This window comes from Aneurinibacillus sp. REN35 (genome assembly GCF_041379945.2).
Taxonomy (GTDB): Bacteria; Bacillota; Bacilli; order Aneurinibacillales; family Aneurinibacillaceae; genus Aneurinibacillus.
The window spans coordinates 53,403-65,376 of sequence record NZ_JBFTXJ020000008.1 but is presented as its reverse complement, the minus strand read 5'-3'; the positions used below and the strand labels follow the sequence as shown (position 1 = coordinate 65,376).

At 44.8% G+C, this 11,974-nt stretch carries 15 protein-coding genes and 1 riboswitch; of the genes, 11 read left to right on the top strand and 4 right to left on the bottom strand.

Translation table 11 applies throughout. From position 1 onward, the window contains the following. Positions 1-182: 182 nt before the first annotated feature. From AB3351_RS15335 to AB3351_RS15325, 3 genes are all read left to right on the top strand, one after another. Entirely contained in the window at positions 183-1,049 is an 867-nt protein-coding gene (locus AB3351_RS15335) for an RNA polymerase sigma-70 factor (RefSeq protein WP_371148025.1), read from the top strand. A gap of 112 nt (positions 1,050-1,161) precedes the next feature. Continuing rightward, positions 1,162-1,623, top strand: a complete 462-nt coding sequence (locus tag AB3351_RS15330) for a carboxymuconolactone decarboxylase family protein (protein ID WP_371148024.1) — start codon at positions 1,162-1,164, stop codon at positions 1,621-1,623. A gap of 267 nt (positions 1,624-1,890) precedes the next feature. After that, the gene (locus AB3351_RS15325) at positions 1,891-2,640 is read left to right on the top strand and encodes a superoxide dismutase (protein ID WP_371148023.1); all 750 of its coding nucleotides are present in this window, start codon (positions 1,891-1,893) and stop codon (positions 2,638-2,640) included. Between the two features lie 57 nt (positions 2,641-2,697). Here AB3351_RS15325 and AB3351_RS15320 read toward each other — a convergent pair whose 3' ends face one another. The 3 genes from AB3351_RS15320 to AB3351_RS15310 form a co-directional block, all read right to left on the bottom strand. Continuing rightward, entirely contained in the window at positions 2,698-2,949 is a 252-nt protein-coding gene (locus AB3351_RS15320; RefSeq protein ID WP_371148022.1) for a hypothetical protein, read from the bottom strand. 16 nt (positions 2,950-2,965) lie between these two features. Continuing rightward, a complete protein-coding gene (locus AB3351_RS15315) occupies positions 2,966-3,148 on the bottom strand; it encodes a hypothetical protein (RefSeq protein ID WP_371148021.1) in 183 nt (60 codons plus the stop codon). A 114-nt stretch (positions 3,149-3,262) separates the two neighbouring features. Next, the gene (locus AB3351_RS15310) at positions 3,263-4,258 is read right to left on the bottom strand and encodes an NAD(P)/FAD-dependent oxidoreductase (protein WP_371148020.1); all 996 of its coding nucleotides are present in this window, start codon (positions 4,256-4,258) and stop codon (positions 3,263-3,265) included. 344 nt (positions 4,259-4,602) lie between these two features. On the opposite strand from AB3351_RS15310, the gene AB3351_RS15305 reads away from it, so the two are divergent. The 5 genes from AB3351_RS15305 (at position 4,603) to AB3351_RS15285 (ending at position 7,473) form a co-directional block, all read left to right on the top strand. Beyond that, positions 4,603-5,793, top strand: a complete 1,191-nt coding sequence (locus AB3351_RS15305) for an NAD(P)/FAD-dependent oxidoreductase (RefSeq protein ID WP_371148019.1) — start codon at positions 4,603-4,605, stop codon at positions 5,791-5,793. Positions 5,794-5,810: 17 nt separating this feature from the next. Next, positions 5,811-6,065 (top strand): hypothetical protein, encoded by a 255-nt coding sequence (locus AB3351_RS15300; protein WP_371148018.1) that lies wholly within the window; start codon positions 5,811-5,813, stop codon positions 6,063-6,065. 118 nt (positions 6,066-6,183) lie between these two features. Then, positions 6,184-6,336 (top strand): YuiA family protein, encoded by a 153-nt coding sequence (locus AB3351_RS15295; protein WP_371148017.1) that lies wholly within the window; start codon positions 6,184-6,186, stop codon positions 6,334-6,336. A gap of 90 nt (positions 6,337-6,426) precedes the next feature. After that, positions 6,427-6,696: a YuiB family protein gene (locus AB3351_RS15290; RefSeq protein ID WP_371148016.1), complete on the top strand. Its 270-nt coding sequence runs from the start codon at positions 6,427-6,429 to the stop codon at positions 6,694-6,696. Between the two features lie 102 nt (positions 6,697-6,798). Further along, positions 6,799-7,473, top strand: coding sequence for a 3D domain-containing protein (locus AB3351_RS15285; protein WP_371148015.1), 675 nt, complete (start codon positions 6,799-6,801; stop codon positions 7,471-7,473). Positions 7,474-7,536: 63 nt separating this feature from the next. On the opposite strand, the gene AB3351_RS15280 is transcribed toward AB3351_RS15285, so the two are convergent. Continuing rightward, complete coding sequence (locus AB3351_RS15280; RefSeq protein ID WP_371148014.1) at positions 7,537-8,019, bottom strand: divergent PAP2 family protein; 483 nt, start codon at positions 8,017-8,019, stop codon at positions 7,537-7,539. Positions 8,020-8,139: 120 nt separating this feature from the next. On the opposite strand from AB3351_RS15280, the gene AB3351_RS15275 reads away from it, so the two are divergent. The 3 genes from AB3351_RS15275 (at position 8,140) to AB3351_RS15265 (ending at position 11,972) form a co-directional block, all read left to right on the top strand. After that, complete coding sequence (locus AB3351_RS15275) at positions 8,140-9,648, top strand: leucyl aminopeptidase (protein WP_371148013.1); 1,509 nt, start codon at positions 8,140-8,142, stop codon at positions 9,646-9,648. A 136-nt stretch (positions 9,649-9,784) separates the two neighbouring features. Continuing rightward, positions 9,785-9,886: riboswitch (purine riboswitch) on the top strand. 129 nt (positions 9,887-10,015) lie between these two features. Continuing rightward, on the top strand, positions 10,016-10,603 hold the full coding sequence (locus tag AB3351_RS15270; RefSeq protein ID WP_371148012.1) for a xanthine phosphoribosyltransferase: 588 nt from the start codon (positions 10,016-10,018) through the stop codon (positions 10,601-10,603). 37 nt (positions 10,604-10,640) lie between these two features. Beyond that, positions 10,641-11,972: a nucleobase:cation symporter-2 family protein gene (locus AB3351_RS15265; RefSeq protein WP_371148011.1), complete on the top strand. Its 1,332-nt coding sequence runs from the start codon at positions 10,641-10,643 to the stop codon at positions 11,970-11,972. The last annotated feature ends 2 nt before the right edge of the window (positions 11,973-11,974 follow it).

The following is an 11,974-nucleotide window of genomic DNA, read 5'->3' as shown; positions in this document are numbered from 1 at the left end:
AAACAGGCTTTTCCTTTAATTTTTGAAAAGTTCATCATTCAATAAAACATAGGTTTAACGATTTACATCTGATAAGATGCGGAAACAGTTCCCAAATTTTTTATACATTCTATGGATATTCCTCGATCTGCAAATCGTATAAACTTGAGAATAAATGTAACAGAAAATAGGTGAAACAAGTGATGGAGTTGGATACATTATATAAGACATATCAACCGTTTCTTTTTTCCATTGCGTACCGGATGCTTGGATCAGTCACCGACGCAGAAGATATCGTTCATGATCTATTCCTTCAGCTTAAGCTTGACACCGATCAAATTAAGGACTTAAAGGCACATCTTGCGAAAGTGACGACGAATCGCTGTCTAAACTTTTTAAAATCAGCCCGTAAGAGAAGAGAAATTTACACAGGGCCTTGGTTGCCTGAGCCTCGGGTACATCAAACAGATCTGCCTTTAGATAAGATTATAACAGAGGAAGCAGTTTCGTATGCCTTTCTCGTTTTGCTGGAACAACTGTCACCTGTCGAAAGAGCAGTGTTCGTTCTTAGACAAGCGTTTGCTTATGACTATGAGGATATTGCCAGTATACTGGAAAAGACTGAAGTGAATTGCAGAAAAATCTACAGCCGTATTAAGCGAAAATTAAAGAATGATATCCCTGTCCATCTGGAGAATACGGAACGTGTTGATATCTTGGCAAAGACATTCATAAAAGCATCAATGACTGGAAACTTTGAAGAATTTATTGATCTTCTTACAGAAGATGTTGTACTTGTTACCGACGGCGGAGGAAAAGTGATTGCTGCATTAAATCCAATTGTAAACAAACAGCGCGTATCTGCCTTTCTTAAAGGAATTTCCGCTAAAGGAAGTTTCATAGGAGAACTTCTTCCGGTGATGGTCAATGGTCAGAAAGGAATCTTGCAAGTAAAAGAGGGGCATCCTGTTAAAGTCATCTGCTTTGAATTAAATTCAAAACAAAAAAATATCCAGAGGATCTTTATTGTTTCAAATCCGGATAAATTAAATCATATTCCAGTTCCTTAATAAGGATAAACTGAGAGCTCAATGCGAGGCTCCCTATATTTTATGTCACAAATCAATCCTCTATTTTGTCTTATTAGTGAAAATCCAAAATGATGTAATGGAGGAGATAGACATGGAGCAGCGCATTAACTACATGAGGACCAATCGGGAATTTGTAAGGTTAATGAGTCAATTGGAGGAGTACAAGAAAACAACGGGAATTGATAACAAATTAATCGAATTGATTAAAATTCGTACGTCTCAAATCAATGGCTGTGCGTACTGCTTGGATATGCACACAAAGGATGCCCGCGCAAATGGTGAAACCGAACAAAGAATTTACTGTTTGAATACTTGGCGTGAGTCACCATTCTATCTTGAAGCGGAAAGGGCAGCGCTAGAATTAACGGAAGCAGTCACAACCATTTCAGCGAACGGTGTACCAGATGATCTGTATGAGCGGGTCCGCCTTCATTTTAATGAAAAACAATATATCGATCTCATCGCCATAATTATCACGATTAATGGCTGGAACCGATTGGCCATTTCATCCAAAAGCATACCCGGACACTACAAGCCTACAACAGAAAAGTAATTTGCCAACATAAAATCTCTGTATTCAGAATAGTTAACTATAACCCGAATGATAGACACTTTGAAGAAAGTCCATCATTCGGGTTTTTTATGTGAGATATTTGATAGTTCCGTCAATTGATAATCTCCTTTCTAAATATAATGGCTCTTATAGCGCGAATGCTAAAATAAAAATAAAGCATACATAATGAAGAATTGGCGCATGTTAACAGATGAAGTACATTATGGCTGATGCAAAAAATTACAGCCTATTACAGGAGTGACAGCAATGAAACGAATAGTATGGGGAACAGTTGCCGCCGTCTTGCTCTCGTCTGCGTTTGCATACGGTGCTCAATACATGTCTGCCAATTCTGTCTCTGCGCATCCGGACATACAGACGCAGTCCGGAGAGAGAACGATTCCGATTGGAGAACATAGGCTACCGCCGCTTCCGTATGCTTATGATGCGCTGGAGCCATACATTGACGCACAGACCATGCGCCTGCACCATGATGTACACCATCAAGCGTATGTAGATGGGTTGAACAAAGCAGAGAAGGAGATGCAGAAAGCGCGTGAGGCCGGCAAGTATGACCTAATTAAGCATTGGGAAAGAGAAGCTGCGTTTCATGGCTCCGGTCATTATTTGCATACAATTTTTTGGAACAATATGAAGCCGAAAGGCGGGGGAGTCGCCCATGGCGTCATCGCCGAAGAGATCAACCGCACATTTGGCGATTTTACCAAGTTCAAAGCGCACTTCTCTGCTGCGGCAGAGAAAGTGGAGGGGTCTGGGTGGGCGATGCTGGTATGGATTCCGCAGGCTGGCCGCGTAGAGATTTTGCAGGCTGAGAAGCATCAGAATCTGACTCAGCAGGGTGTGATTCCGCTACTTGTGCTTGATGTATGGGAACATGCATATTATTTGAAGTATAAGAGTAAGCGAGGAGAGTATAGTAAGGCATGGTGGAACGTAATAAATTGGGATGATGTAAACAAACGATATACGGAAGCGAGAAAAGTAACGGAGAAATAATGAGGAAAAAGCGTCCGAACAAAGCATTCAGACGCTTTTTTTATGCGGATTGTCTGCCTACAAAACCGTAATCTCCTCGATACCTGTGGTGATTTCAAGCCCGCAGTGCGGACAGCTAAAGATGTGCATGCATTGCCCTTCGGCTTGGTCAAGGTAGCCATTCGTCATCGCAACATCGCCCCATTCCTCATAAGGGCTGTACGGACCGTAAAATGTCTCTAGCTTTCCGGCGTCTTCCATCTGCCATTGGCAAGCAGGACAGGCATACTGAACATGCTCGAAGCCGTTGCAGATTGGACACATCGACATCGTATGCTCCTCCTTGCTAATTTCTTCGGTTAAGCAGGTTGCCGTAGAGAACATAGCTGGCGAGTACACCAAAGGATAGGACGGCGGCCAGCATGCCGGCGAGCTTGTCATTGCTGCCATAATAAAGCATAAGTGGGACGCCGATGGTTAAGGCAATAACGGCTATCATGTACAGAGTATAAATCGTGCTTCTTGCCATGCAAAGTCACATCCTTTTTTGCTTAGATTCTGCCTGACAAGCGGGATGTATACATGGAAAAGCTATATAGAAAAAGCCCGCAGATCGCGGGCTATAAGAAGATAGAATATTCCTCTACATTTTCATGCTGGAGCTGTGTGCCGGCTGTACTTTAGCGCCCGGGTCCATATAAGACTTGGCGTTGTTCACAGCGGTTGGTGCTTCACCGAATCCGACAGCAATCAGCTTGATTTTACCTGGGTATGTCGTTACATCACCGGCTGCATAGATGCCAGGGATATTGGTTTCCATTTTGGAGTTGACGGTAATGGATCCCTTTTCAAGCTCAAGTCCCCAGTCTTTGATCGGACCGAGGGAGGAGATGAATCCGAAGTTGACGATGACGGCATCCACGTCTTCGGTTACCAGCTCTTCGGTCTTGCTGTTGCGCAGCACGACTTTTTCGATACGGTCATCGCCTTCGATTGCGTGCGGTTCATATGGTGTAAGTACGTTTACTTTTGATTTCATTAAGTTTTCTACACTGTGTTCATGCGCACGGAACTTGTCCCGCCGGTGAACGATGGTTACTTTCTCTGCGATCGGCTCAAGCATAAGCGCCCAGTCTACTGCAGAATCACCACCGCCGAATACAACCACTTTTTGGCCTGCAAACTTATTTAGATCGTCTACAAAATAATGCAGGTTAGCTTTTTCATACTTTTCGGCGCCATCAAGTTCAAGTCTGCGCGGTTCGAAAGCTCCAACCCCAGCCGTAATGATTACAGTGCGGGAATAATGGATTCCTTTATCTGTCGTAATCTCGAACAGATCGTCTTTCTTTTCTACGGACATAACCTTTTCTTCCAGGCAGATTTCCGTATCGAATTGCGCTACTTGTTCTTTAAGACGGTCAATTAATTCCTGCGCGCGGATTTTTGGGAAGCCCGCTACGTCGTAAATATATTTTTCCGGATACAGTGCGGAAAGCTGTCCGCCAAGCTGTGGCATGCTTTCAATAATTTTGCAGCTTGACTGCCGCATTCCTGCGTAGAATGCTGTAAACAGGCCGGACGGGCCGCCCCCGATTACCGTAATTTCATACACCTTCTCATCCCTTACTAAACCCATTTTGCTACACCTCCGAAAATTAAGAAGCCGATAATTCCTTTTTATTATACCGAGGGAAAAAAATAATGGAAAGAGAAATAATCACAAGAAAAACCGATAAATGCGAATAATTTATTGTTGACGAGTAAAAATATTCGTTTTACAATCAACCACGTAAGTTTGCACCCATTGTGCATATTTTCACTTGAAAAAAGGTGTAAATCAATATATGATTAAAATGTGAACAAAATCGTAACGGTAGCAGCAGGTTTCGTGCATACGTCCCTTATTAGAGGGGAAGATAGTGAAAAAAGGTACAATGCTTTTGTGAAACATAAATTTCAGAAGAAAGTGGAAGTGAAAACATGAGCACACCAAAAATTCTCATTCTAGGCGCAGGATACGGCGGGTTAATGACAGCTGTTCGTCTGCAAAAGCAAATCAACTACAATGAAGCTGAAATTACGCTGGTGAACAAGCATGATTACCATTATTTCACCACGTGGCTTCATGAGCCAGCTGCCGGTACAAAAGATCCGGATGATTGCCGTGTAGAGATTGAAGGTTTGCTAGATAGCACTAAAGTCAACTTCATCAAAGATACCGTAACAGAAATTAAGCGTGAAGAGAAGAAAGTCGTCCTCCAATCTGGAGAAGTGCTATCTTATGACTATCTGGTTATCGGACTTGGAAGCGAGCCGGAAACATTCGGTATCCAAGGCTTAAAAGAACATGCATTCAGCATTCGCAGCATCAACAGCGTACGTGAAATCCGCGAGCATATCGAATATTGCTTCGCAAAATATAAAATGGAAAAACGTCCAGAACTGCTGACATTTATTGTGGGTGGCGCAGGCTTTACAGGTATTGAATTTGTCGGTGAATTGTCTGACCGTATTCCTGAGCTGTGCAAAGAGTTCGACGTAGATCCTTCTGTTGTAAAAATTTACAACATTGAAGCTGCACCTACCGTTCTTCCTGGCTTTGATTCTGAGCTAGTAAATTATGCGATGGAAGTATTGGGCCGCAAAGGTGTTACATTCAAAATCAGCACACCGATTAAAGAATGCACACCGGAAGGCGTCGTGCTTGCTGATGGAGAAGAAATCAAGTCAGCAACTGTTGTATGGACAGGTGGGGTACGCGGAAACGCAATCATCGAGAACGCAGGCTTTGAAACGATGCGTGGACGTGTGAAAGTAGATCCATACCTTCATGCACCAAATCACGAAGATGTATTCATCGTAGGAGATGGCGCATTGATCATTAACGAAGCAATCAACCGTCCATATCCTCCGACTGCTCAGATTGCAATTCAGCAAGGTGAAAACCTCGCGCAGAATTTAGTTTCTCTTATCCGTGGCGGAGAGATGAAGCCGTTCGTTCCTGAACTTAAGGGTACGGTAGCATCCCTTGGTAAAGGCGAAGCAATCGGCTTGGTTGGCGACAAGAAGATCTACGGCAGTTCAGCTGCATTAATGAAGAAGATCATTGACAACCGTTCTCTGTACATGTTGGGCGGCCTGTCGCTTGTTATGAAGAAAGTAAAACTGTAAGAGGTGCCAAGACGACCGTGAGACACGCCAGTGTACAAGTTCGTGCGTTGCTGACAGAAGAAGAGCGCGCGCGCTATGAGAAGCTGTTTGAGATTGGAAAATATCTTGAAGTACAAAGCCGTCATGATTTGGCATATACAATACAGCGTGAACTAGAGCTTTTGATTGAGCCGGCGATTGAGCGGTTGCAGGAGAAAGGCCGCCAACGAGGAAGCAGGGATTATCTTGATCCGATTGTTGCTCGTGCCAAAAATGATCAAGAGCAGTTATAGAAAAAGAGGAACCTTCTATGAATAGGGGGTTCCTCTTTTGTACTTTACAGGGGAGTTATTATTCGCTATAATATTTTGAAAATATAGAATTTTAATAGAGAGACATGGAGGGATATGCATGAATGAGAAGATGAATCAAGAGACGTGCGTATACTGTGAGGGAAATGGTTACTTTCAGCTTGTAACCGGAGGATCGACCACATGTCCGTCCTGCAGCGGTCAGGGAAGAGTGTCCACCTATGAACCAGAAATGACAGCAAGGGTAAAATAGAACAAAAAATGACGAAATAGCCAAGGCGATTGACCCCCTTGTCCGAATCCTTTACACTAAAATTTAGGAATATGGATGGGGGTGATATGGTTGAATATTGCACAATTTATTATTGGAATCCCGCTTTTTATCGTCCTCCTTTTCGGAATCGGCTTTATCTTGAATATGCTTGTAAAAACGACGTGGATGCCAACATTGTTGTATGTAAGCGTCGTAGTAGGTGTACTTATATATCTGGTTATGAATAATCGAACGCCGCATGTAGTAGATTATGTTATGCTAGTCTCCGGTTTGCTTGGCGCTGTTGCCAGCGGATGGACGATTAAAATGCTGCGAACCAAAGGGTACCGTATGTTCTAACCGATTGCTTGAAACTGAAGCTCCTGACAGGGGGCTTCTTTTTTTATGTATAAGTGCTGAATGAACGGGAGATGATGAGTAGAAGAGGAGGCTATTGCTTACATGGACATTATTGTAAAAAACGTGAAAAGCTCTCTTGCCTATCTGCTCATCGCTCTCGTCTGTACAGTACTTGGTATCTATATGTTGCTTGATAAGCCGCAGCAGAAGACGGTTGTATTCCCTGAAACCAAGCAGGCTGAGAAGCAGGGGCAGGTCACGGTAAAAAGGCAAAACACACCTTCATCCGAGGCGAAGCAAGTGGAGAAAAAACAGACAATCGAGCGTTTTCCGCTCGCATCGCAGGGTGAAACAGTAGAGACGCTGGCCACGCTCACCCAATATCCAAAAGTACACGTTACGGCAACGGGTTATTCACCGGGGCCTGAATCTACAGGCAAAGATATTGGACATCCCGCTTATGGGATTACATACTCGGGAGTTAAAGTGAAACGCGACGCTCGTTCCTTCTCTACGATTGCTGCTGATTTGAATGTATTTCCGCTTGGAACGATTTTGTATATCCCGGGCTACGGTTATGGAGTGGTTACCGATATTGGATCTGCAATTAAAGGAAATAAGATTGACTTGTTTTTCGATAAAAAAGAGGATGTGTACAAACACTGGGGTAAAAAGCAGTTGGATGTATACGTGATCGAGCGAGGCAGGGGTAAGGTGAATGAAGCTGCTTTTGCCCGTCTGCATGAAGCATTGAAGAGCGAAGTAAAAAAACAATAATCGAATTATAAAGAGGACAGGCTATCCTGTCCTCTCTTTTAGTGTGCGTCTATGTAGCGCAGCTTACAGTTGTAGCAGATAATATAGCGCAAGGGATTGAATAATACCGAGCCATCCTCCAACAAGCACTTCGCTTGGCTGGTGACCCAATAATTCTTTGAGCTTCTCTGCTCTTTCCCGGCGTGGTTTGACGCGCATGGACTTGAGTTCCTCGATTAGCTGGTTGAAGTCCTCCACCAGCAGATTGAGAACCGCCGCATGCGTGCCTGCGTGGCGCCGAACGCCCGCAGCATCAAACATAATGATAATCGAAAAAATAACCGCTATGGCAAAATATGAAGACCCGAACCCTTCAGTGAGACCTACCGCTGTTGTAAGCGCAGTAACGGCCGCCGAGTGAGAGCTCGGCATTCCTCCCGTGCTGAAGGCGAGTCTCCAATCCCACTTGCGAATCGCAATGTACGTAATAGGGACTTTCACACCTTGAGCGATGCCAATGGCAAGCAGCGCAGACCAGAGCGGAAAGTTAGACAACAAATCGGACATCGACTTCTTCCTTTCTTGAAAGGTCTCTCCCTTTATTGTATAACGAATGTGCAAATAAATCATTGTACATTTTCTTTTACCCCATTTGCTGATAAAATTTTCTATGGAGGTGCAGAAACGATGAAAATTGAAGTGAAGCACGACAGAATAACAGATTGTACAGCTCAATGCTTGATTGTCGGCATTTTTGAAGGAGAAAGCACACTGCCGGCTCCGCTTAAAGAAGCGGATGAAAAAATGAATGGCGTTCTTGCCTCGTTATTTTCCGATGGTGAAATGAGCGGTAAGAAGAAAACGACCCAGCTTATACATACGTTCGGAAAAATCGCCGCGCGTCGCATTATGATTATCGGTCTTGGAAAGAAGGAAGATTTCTCTTTTGAAGACGTAAGAGAAATTGGTGCGCGGGCTGCTAAAGAGGCATTGAAAGCAAAGCTTGAACATATTGCTTTTATTCTGGGCGAGGAAGCGGAAATGATTGGAGCATACGATACAGCTTATGCGCTGACCGAAGGGGCGTTGCTTGCTGATTATCGTTTCCCTGGTTACCATAAGGACACAGAAGAGAAGCCCCAGCTTGACTCTGTAACGATGCTGTGCGCAGAGAGTGAAGCAGAGGATGTAACGGAAGGTATCCACGTAGCTGAAGCGCTGGCCCGCGGCACAAATCTGGCTCGTGACCTGATCAATATGCCGGGTAATTACCTTACGCCGACCGTGCTTGCAGAAAAAGCAAAAGATCTGGCAACGCGTTATGGCATGAGTGTAGAGATTTTGGATAAAGCTGATATGGAAATGTATGGGATGGGTGGTTTGCTGGGTGTAAGCCAGGGGTCCATTGAGCCGCCGAAACTCATCGCCATTAAATACCAGGGGCTCGATAAATGGGAAGATGTTATCGGATTCGTTGGTAAAGGGATTACCTTTGATTCGGGCGGCATCTCGCTTAAGCCGGGTGCGGGTATGGATGAGATGAAGGGCGATATGGGCGGTGCAGCAGCAGTGCTGGGTGCAATGGAGGCCATCGGCACACTTAAGCCTGCTGTAAACATTGCAGCTATCATTCCAACGACGGAAAATATGCCGAGCGGCTCTGCCTTAAAGCCGGGGGATGTCATTACGACGATGAGCGGGAAGACAGTCGAGATCTTAAATACGGATGCGGAAGGGCGTCTCGTTCTTGCCGACGGGATGAGCTATGCACGTAAGATCGGAGCTAAGTACCTTATTGATCTGGCGACCTTAACTGGTGCGGCACTTGTTGCGTTAGGCACCTGCACGACAGCTGCGCTGACGAACAATGAAGAGCTGATGGAAGAGGTAATGGAAGCGGCCGGCGAGGCGGGAGAATTAGTATGGCGTCTGCCAGGCTACAAGCCGTATATGGAGCAGATTAAAAGTGAAATTGCGGATCTTAAAAACACAGGCGGCCGCTATGCTGGTACAATTACCGCGGGTCTTTTCGTTGGTGAATTCGCAGAAGAGACGCCATGGGTACATCTTGATATCGCCGGTACATCGTGGGCGTATAAGGCGAGCGACCTGTCTCCAACGGGTGGTACAGGTGCAATGGTGCGTACGCTGGCGACACTTGCTTTGCGTCGTGAAGAAGTGAAAGAGACAAAATAGTTCGTCTTTTCAGAAGTAAAAACACAAATATCGCATCTAAATACGAATAATGTTCCATTTATGATAAATAAAGTTCGGATTCTTTATGAATTCGGGCTTTATTTTTTTGCTGGCATTAGGTATAATGACTCCATCAAAGAATTAAATACGCAGCACTCGTATAATAGCGGGAATATGGCCCGCAAGTCTCTACCAGATTGCCGTAAACAATCTGACTACGGGTGAAAACGAGAATTCTCTCGGAAAATATACCATCTCCCGATTATACAATCGGGCGGGTTTTGTGATCCGGAAGACCGTTTTCGCTCGGAGGAGCGAACGGCTTCCGGATTTTTTATTTTTACCACACGATGCTAGGAGGGTACACATGGAATTATTGAAGCAGCGCATTCGAGAGGAAGGCCATGTATTGGGTGATAAAGTATTGAAAGTAGATTCATTTTTGAATCATCAAATCGACCCTCTACTGATGATGCATATTGGTGAGGAATTTGCGCGTCGATTTGCAGACGAAGGTGTCACCAAGATATTGACAATCGAGTCTTCAGGTATTGCGGCTGCATTAACGGCTGCGTTGAAACTGGATGTTAAAGTCGTGTTTGCCCGGAAGAAAAAATCGGCATTAATGAATGAGGAAGTGTATGCCACAAAGGTACACTCCTTTACAAAAAATGAAACGAATGATGTGACCATCTTAAAGAAGTTCCTCGGTGCAAATGAAAAAGTATTGGTTATCGATGACTTTCTCGCAAATGGAGAAGCGGCTATGGGGCTTGCTCACTTGGTAGAGCAGGCCGGAAGTGAAGTTGTGGGCATCGGTATCGTCATTGAGAAGGCATTTCAGGATGGCGGAAAGCGCCTGCGCGAGAAGGGATTTAGAGTAGAATCGTTAGCCCGTATTGCCGCATTTACGAATGGTCAAGTGCAGTTTGTTGAAGAGTATGTACAAGCATAGCGAATAAAAACAGGATGATAATTAGGAGGAAATTCCGGTGCAGAAAAAAGTAGGGTTATGGAAAACAGGAACGCTGGGTATGCAGCATGTGCTTGCTATGTATGCAGGGGCTGTCGTCGTTCCTTTAATCGTCGGTCCGGCCATCGGAATGACGCCGGAGCAGGTCGCGTACTTGATTTCGATTGACTTGTTTACCTGCGGGATTGCTTCTCTGCTGCAGGTTATCGGCGGTAAGTATTTCGGTGTGAAATTGCCTATTTTGATGGGTTGTGCGTTCCAGGCAGTGGGTCCAATGATTGCCATCGGAAATGCACAAGGGATTACAGCCATTTACGGAGCCATAATTGCTGCGGGGATTATTATCATGATTATGTCGCAATTTATGGATAAAATTTTACGGTTTTTCCCACCTGTTGTAACAGGTTCCGTAGTGGTTATTATTGGTACGTCGCTGATTGGTGCGGCGATGGGTAATATTGTAGGACAGCCCAATTCGCCTAGCTACGGAAGCGGGACAAGCTTATTTTTGGCCGCTATTACACTCTTATCGATCGTATTGATGAACCGCTTCTTTAAAGGATTTATGAAATCAATTTCCGTGCTTCTTTCACTTGTTATCGGCACTGCGGTTGCCTATTTTATGGGGCTTGTTGACTTCTCCACTGTAAGCAAAGCAAGCTGGTTTCATATGGTAGAGCCATTCCGTTTTGGAATGCCTACGTTCCATTTATCCGCTATCATTGCTATGGTACTGGTTGGGATCGTCAGCATGGTAGAATCAACGGGCGTGTTCTTTGCGCTGGCGGATGTATGTGATAAAAAGATTGATGGAAAAGATATTAAGCGCGGGCTGCGTGCGGAAGGAATGGCGCAGGTAATCGGTGGTATATTCCAGGCGTTCCCTTATACGACGTATTCACAAAACGTAGGTTTGGTAGCTCTTACAGGTGTAAAAGCACGTCGAGTCGTTGTGGCCGCTTGTGTAATTATTATGTCTCTTGGTCTGCTGCCAAAGGTTGCTGCGCTGACAACGGTTATCCCAAATCCTGTGCTTGGCGGTGCGATGATTCCGCTGTTCGGCATGGTGATTTCCTCCGGTGTGCGTCAACTGGTAAGGGTAGATTTTCGCCGTATGGAGAATATGCTCATTGTAGCGGTTTCTGTAGGACTTGGTCTTGGCGTATCGATTGCTCCGGCCGTATTCTCACAGCTTCCTGACGGACTGCGTCTGATTATGGAGAGCGGAATTGTTACCGGAAGCTTTGCCGCCATTTTCTTAAATATGATCTTAAATGGCATTCGCAGTCAGAGCGTAGAAGATACGATTGCAGCGCTCAAATCCGAGCACGCGGCTGAAACGGTTGTGTAAGT

Coding starts and splice junctions, on each gene's coding strand:
- AB3351_RS15335 (WP_371148025.1), top strand. CDS start 183: ATGGAGTTGGATACATTATATAAGACATATCAACCGTTTCTTTTTTCC.
- AB3351_RS15330 (WP_371148024.1), top strand. CDS start 1,162: ATGGAGCAGCGCATTAACTACATGAGGACCAATCGGGAATTTGTAAGG.
- AB3351_RS15325 (WP_371148023.1), top strand. CDS start 1,891: ATGAAACGAATAGTATGGGGAACAGTTGCCGCCGTCTTGCTCTCGTCT.
- AB3351_RS15320 (WP_371148022.1), bottom strand. CDS start 2,949: ATGTCGATGTGTCCAATCTGCAACGGCTTCGAGCATGTTCAGTATGCC.
- AB3351_RS15315 (WP_371148021.1), bottom strand. CDS start 3,148: ATGGCAAGAAGCACGATTTATACTCTGTACATGATAGCCGTTATTGCC.
- AB3351_RS15310 (WP_371148020.1), bottom strand. CDS start 4,258: ATGGGTTTAGTAAGGGATGAGAAGGTGTATGAAATTACGGTAATCGGG.
- AB3351_RS15305 (WP_371148019.1), top strand. CDS start 4,603: ATGAGCACACCAAAAATTCTCATTCTAGGCGCAGGATACGGCGGGTTA.
- AB3351_RS15295 (WP_371148017.1), top strand. CDS start 6,184: ATGAATGAGAAGATGAATCAAGAGACGTGCGTATACTGTGAGGGAAAT.
- AB3351_RS15285 (WP_371148015.1), top strand. CDS start 6,799: ATGGACATTATTGTAAAAAACGTGAAAAGCTCTCTTGCCTATCTGCTC.
- AB3351_RS15280 (WP_371148014.1), bottom strand. CDS start 8,019: ATGTCCGATTTGTTGTCTAACTTTCCGCTCTGGTCTGCGCTGCTTGCC.
- AB3351_RS15275 (WP_371148013.1), top strand. CDS start 8,140: ATGAAAATTGAAGTGAAGCACGACAGAATAACAGATTGTACAGCTCAA.
- AB3351_RS15270 (WP_371148012.1), top strand. CDS start 10,016: ATGGAATTATTGAAGCAGCGCATTCGAGAGGAAGGCCATGTATTGGGT.